We start from the raw sequence: 5,584 nt of genomic DNA, 5'->3' as shown, positions 1-5,584 counted from the left end.
GCTCTACGCCGGCAACACCTCCCGCAACCTGCGCCACTTCACGTTCCAGTGGTCCTCCTCGGGCAACGTCGTGGTGGGCAACGACTTCGACTCCGACCTGAACCTGCACGGCGGCTGGGAACGCAACAACCTGTTCGAGCTCAACACGGTTCGCGTCTCCTACGCGCACCGCTCCGGCAACTGCCGCGCGAACTGCGGTGAGGAAGGCGGCGGCGGACCGGACAACTCCAACTGGTTCCCGATCTGGTGGGGTGCGGGCAAGAAGGCCGTGAAGTGGTCCGGCGCGTCCGGGCCGCGCAACGTCTTCTTCAACAACGCCATGACGAAACAGCTCGCGACCGGCGGCCCGTTCACCGACTACTACGCCGACCACTCGCGGATCTACCAGTTCGGCTGGAACGGCACGGCCTACCAGCACCTGGACGCCGGTGGCACACCGATCGCCGACTGGGCCATGAACGAGCAGCGCGACTACACCGGCGGGCACGGCGTGGACGCCACGAAGACCGACTCGGCGGCGTCTCTGTTCCTGAAGTCCGTCGACGGCACACCGCCGACCAGCACCACCACGTCGACCACGACCTCCACCACGACCACTACCACGACGTCGACGACCACAACCACCACGACTACGACCACCACTCCGCCGTCGGGCTCGTGCGTCACCGCCAAGATCACCCAGACCTCGGTGTGGGACAGTGGTTACGGCGCCGACGTGACGGTGACCAACGGCTGTGCGACCGCGACGTCGTCCTGGACCGTCGAGTTCGACCTGCCGTCCGGCACGAAGGTCAGCAGCTCGTGGAGCTCCGTCCGGACTTCCACGGGCCAGCACCACAAGTTCACCAACGCGAGCTTCAACGGCACGATCAAACCCGGCGCCACGGCGAAGTTCGGCTTCAACGCCTCGGGCACCGGCACGCCGACCGGCTGCACCGTCAACGGCAACCCCTGCGGAGGCAACTGATGAGAGCACTGACGCTCGGAGCGGTCGCCGCGACGGTCGCGGCACTGCTGAGCAGCGGGCCCGCCCAGGCGGCTCCCGTGCTGAAGGCCGAGGTCACCCAGACCTCCGTGTGGGACAGCGGTTACGGCGCGAACGTGACGATCACCAACTCCGGTGACGCTGCCACCACGGGGTGGACCCTCGAGTTCGACCTGCCGTCGGGCACCACGATCACCAGCTCGTGGAGCTCCGTCCGGACATCGACGGGTCAGCACCACAAGTTCACCAACGCCGGCTTCAACGGCACGATCAAACCCGGCGCCACGGCGAAGTTCGGCTTCAACGCATCCGGTGGCAGCCTGCCGGCGAACTGCACGATCAACGGCGCGTCGTGCGGCGGCGGCACCACCCCGCCCACCGACACGCAACCTCCCACGGTGCCAACGGATCTGCGTTCGACGGGTGTGACGTCCAGCTCGGTGTCGTTGTCCTGGACCGCATCCACGGACAACGTCGGCGTCACCGGCTACGAAATCCTGCAGGGCAACGCAGTCACGACCGTCACAGGCACATCGGCCACGGTCACCGGCCTGTCCCCCGCCACCGCGTACTCGTTCTCGGTACGCGCCAAGGACGCGGCGGGCAACACCTCGGCGGCCAGCGCACCTGTCAGCGCCACGACGAGTCCGAACAGCGGCGGCGGGGACACGGTCAACGTCTCCAACCCTGCCCAACTCCAGGCAGCGCTCGCCGCGGCCACACCAGGCCAGACGATCAAGCTCGCGTCCGGCACCTACCACGGCTCGTTCCTCACGAACGGCCGTGCGGGCACCCCGTCGCAGCCCATCACCCTGACCGGCCCGCGCGACGCCGTGATCATCAACGACGGTCCGTCCGGCGATCCCCCTGACTGCCCCGCGCCCACCGCGGGCTGGGACTCCGGCTACGGCCTGTGGATCTTCAACTCCCCGTACTGGAACCTCACCGGGTTCACCGTGCAGGAGTCGAAGAAGGGCATCGTCCTCGACAACTCGCACCACACCACGATCGACTCGGTCTCGGTGCACCACGTCGACGAGGAAGCCGTGCACTTCCGCCGTTCGTCCGCCGACAGCGTCATCCGCAACTCGGTGATCACCGACACCGGCCTGGTCCAGCCCGGCTACGGCGAGGGCGTGTACCTCGGTTCCGCCAACTCCAACTGGGCCTGCCACGGCAACAGCGGCGGCATCGACCGCAGCGACCGCGTCCAGGTGCTGGGCAACAGGATCGGCCCGAACATCGCGGCCGAGCCCATCGACGTCAAGGAAGGGACCTACGAGGGCGTCATCCGCGGCAACACCTTCGACGGCCAGGGCATCACCGGCGAGAACTCGGCCGACTCCTGGGTCGACGTCAAGGGGATCGGCTACCTCATCGAGGACAACACCGGCACGTTCCGCAGCCCCGGCACGTTCGCCAACGGCTACGAGACGCACAACACCAGCACCACCCCCAGCCTGCCCAACGGCTGCGGCAACACCTGGCGCAACAACCGCTCCGACCTCGGCGGAGTCGGCCAGTACGCCATCAACATCACCTCGGTGTCGAAGTGCACGGCGATGCCCAACGTCGTCTACGCCTCGAACACCGTGACCGGGGCGGTGAAGGGGCTGACCAACGCCCAGGTCACCCCCTAACACGCCCCGCGATGTGCCCGGCGGCTCCCGACAAGCCGCCGGGCACTCGCGGCTCCCGTGCCTCACGGCTGTCGTGCAGCACGAACAACCGGTGCGCTTCCTGGTGCGCCGCCTCGGCTTCCCCGGTCTCACCCAGGGCGGCGAGCGCGGCGGCCAGGTCCCGCAGCGTCCGTGCCCGCCACAGCGTGAGGTTCAACGACTCCCACCAGTCGAGGGCCTGCCGCAGGTGACCGATCGCCTCGGTGCACCGGCCGGCAGCCAGTTCCAGCTCGCCGAGCGTGCGGCGGACGAGCGCCTCGCCGAAGCCGTCCTGCATCTCGTGGCAGGTGTCCAAAGCGGACAGCAGCCCGGCCCGCACCTCCTCACCGCGGCCCTGCCTGATGCGCACCTTCGCGAGCGACTGCACGGCGTAGACGACCATCAGCCGGTCGCCCGCGACGCTCAGGCAGCGCAACGCCTCCTCGCTCTCCCGCGCCGCCTCGTCGAGCCGGCCCTCGGCGCGGAACACGATCCCGATCGACCGCCGCACCAGCCCGACACCGTGGTCGTCCTCGAGTTCCCGATAGGCGGCAAGGGCTTTCTCGTGGCCCGCCCGGGCAGCGGCGAAGTCTCCCAGCTCCAGCAACGTCATCGCCCGGCCGTGCTCGGCCCTGGCAACCGCTCGGGGATCGGTCAGCACCGGCAGGACGTCGTCCGCGGTGGCCAGGGCGGCCACGAGATCACCGCGTTCCCTGAGCACACTGGCCAGCAGCAGCCGCGTGACCGGGTTCTCGTCGCACTCCAGCGCCTGGCGGTAGTAGTCGATGGCCTCGTCGAGCCGGTCCTGCTCGGCCCGCAGCCAGCCGAGCCCGGACAGCACCAGCGCCTCCCCGGCCCGATCGCCCGCGCGCCTGGCCGACTCCAGGGCCGCGGTGTGCGTGCGCCACCAGTGGTGGAACCGGTTCTCCACGGCGAACGACGACGAGCACAGCGAGGTGGCGAGCCGGGTCGCCACGTCCGCCAGATCGAGCTCGCCGGCCCGTTCGACCACGTGCACCAGCGTGCCCTGCTCGACGTCCAGCCAGTCGGGCGGGTGCTTCGGCAGCACCGCCTGCCACCGGTCCAGACCGGCCTCACCGGAACGCGGCGGTCGCAGCGTTCTCATCGGCGTGCCACCGGAAGCGTGTTCCACCAGCAGCAGGCAGAGCTCACCGGCACGGGTCGCGACCGACGTGAGCTCGGCACGTTCCTCCTCGGCGTGGGCACGCTCCCACGCGAAGACGCGCACGAGGTCGTGCATCCGGAACCGCGGCCCGCCGCTCACGTCCAGCAGGTGGGCGTGCACCAGCGTGTCGATCACGTCATCGGCGTCGAACAGGGTGACGTCCATCAGCACCGCCACGACCCACGGGGCGAAGTCGGAGACGCCGAGCCACCCGAGCAACCGCAGGGCCCTGCGCGCCGGCGCGGGCAGGGCGTCGTAGCTCAACGCCACGCTGCCCCGCACTTCCAGGTCGCCCACCCGGAGCTCGTCGAGGATCCGGCGTTGTTCGCGCAACCGCACCACCATCGAGGACAACGGCCGGTCCGGGCGCGCCGCGATCCGCGCGGCCATGATCCGCACCGCGAGCGGAAGATGGCCGCACAACCGCAGGATCTCCCGTGCCGCGGCGGGATCGGCGCCGCCGGCCGTCGCGGTGAGCAGCGCCAGGCCCTCGGCCTCACCGAGGAGCGGCATGCCGATCTGCTCGGCGGCCTCCAGCGCGGCGAGCCGGGCCCGGCTGGCGATCAGGCACCGGGAGGCTGTTCCGCCCGGCAGCAACGGCCGCACCTGCCTCTCGTCGGCCGCGTCGTCCAGCACGACCACCACACCCCGTGCGGCGGTGAGCATCCGGTAGAACTCGACCCGTTCGTCGAGCGTCGCGGGCAGATCACCGGCAGCCACGCCCAAAGCGCGCAGGAACCGGCCGAGCACGTCGAACGGGTCGAGCGGCCGGAACGTGCCGCGCAGGTCCGCGTACAACCTGCCACCGGTGAAGCCGTCGGGGAACGTGCGGGCGGCGTGGATCGCCAGCGTCGTCTTGCCCGCGCCGGGCGGGCCGGAGATCGCGACGATCCGCGCCGCGTGAATCCTGCGCACCTCGTCGTCGCGCCCGACGAAGTCCGGGATGTCCGCGGGCAGCAGATCCGGTGCCGCCTCCGGTTCGTGCTCCTCCAGCAACGAGCGGTACGCGTCCTGCAGTTCGCGGCCGGGCTCCACGCCCAGCTCGTCCGCCAGCAGCCGGCGCGTCTCGTGGAAGACCGTCATCGCGTCACGTCTTCGCCCGGTGCGGTCGAGCGCGGTGATGAGGTGCGCGCGCAGCCGTTCGTGGAACGGGTGCTGCTCGACCAGTTGACGAAGCTCGGTCAGCACCTCGCCTGGCTGGTCGAGACCGGCCACGATCCGCCGCTCGACCACGGCCAGCCGGGCCTCCTCGAGCAGCTTCGCCTCCGAGCGCGCGAACGACCCCGTCAGCCCGGCGAGCGCCGGACCTCGCCACTCCGCCTCGGCGTCCTCTGCGGGGTCCTGCGCCTTGCGTTCGAACTCGTAGACGTCGACCCGCATGCCACTGCTGTCGAGCCGGTAGCCGCCGTCCTCGGTGACGATGGCGGCAGGCCCCAGTGCTCTGCGCAAACCGGACATGTAGGTGTGCAGCAAACCCGAGGCGCTCTTCGGTGGATCGTCCTCCCACAACAGATCGATCAGCCGGTGCGCGGACAGCAGACGTCCACGCGCCAGCACCAACGCGGCCAGCACCAATCTCGGTTTCGGTCCGCCCAACGCCACGGTCTGGCCGTTCTGCACGGCTTCGACCGTCCCCAGCAGCCTCAGCTCCATCGTCCTCCCCAGGGCGCTGAGGCTACGTCACGGGAAAGCCGTGAACGGCGCTTTCGGGGACTTGAGGTCCGCGAAAGCGCCGTTCACGGCATACGGGTGGGG

At 70.0% G+C, this 5,584-nt stretch carries 3 protein-coding genes; 2 read left to right on the top strand and 1 reads right to left on the bottom strand.

Features of this window, described 5'->3' with window-relative positions; all coding sequences use genetic code 11:
* On the top strand, positions 1–967 hold a 967-nt coding region (locus UK23_RS39790), incomplete at its 5' end, for a cellulose binding domain-containing protein (protein ID WP_045316972.1).
* A complete protein-coding gene (locus tag UK23_RS39785) occupies positions 967–2,625 on the top strand; it encodes a cellulose binding domain-containing protein (RefSeq protein WP_045316971.1) in 1,659 nt (552 codons plus the stop codon). The genes UK23_RS39790 and UK23_RS39785, both read left to right, overlap by 1 nt.
* On the opposite strand, the gene UK23_RS39780 is transcribed toward UK23_RS39785, so the two are convergent.
* Positions 2,615–5,482, bottom strand: a complete 2,868-nt coding sequence (locus UK23_RS39780) for an AfsR/SARP family transcriptional regulator (protein WP_045316970.1) — start codon at positions 5,480–5,482, stop codon at positions 2,615–2,617. The two genes, UK23_RS39785 and UK23_RS39780, sit on opposite strands and share 11 nt — an antisense overlap.
* Between the last annotated feature and the right edge of the window lie 102 nt (positions 5,483–5,584).

It is taken from the genome of Lentzea aerocolonigenes (assembly GCF_000955955.1).
Lineage (GTDB): Bacteria > Actinomycetota > Actinomycetes > Mycobacteriales > Pseudonocardiaceae > Lentzea > Lentzea aerocolonigenes_A.
This window is presented reverse-complemented; position numbering and strand designations above follow the sequence as displayed.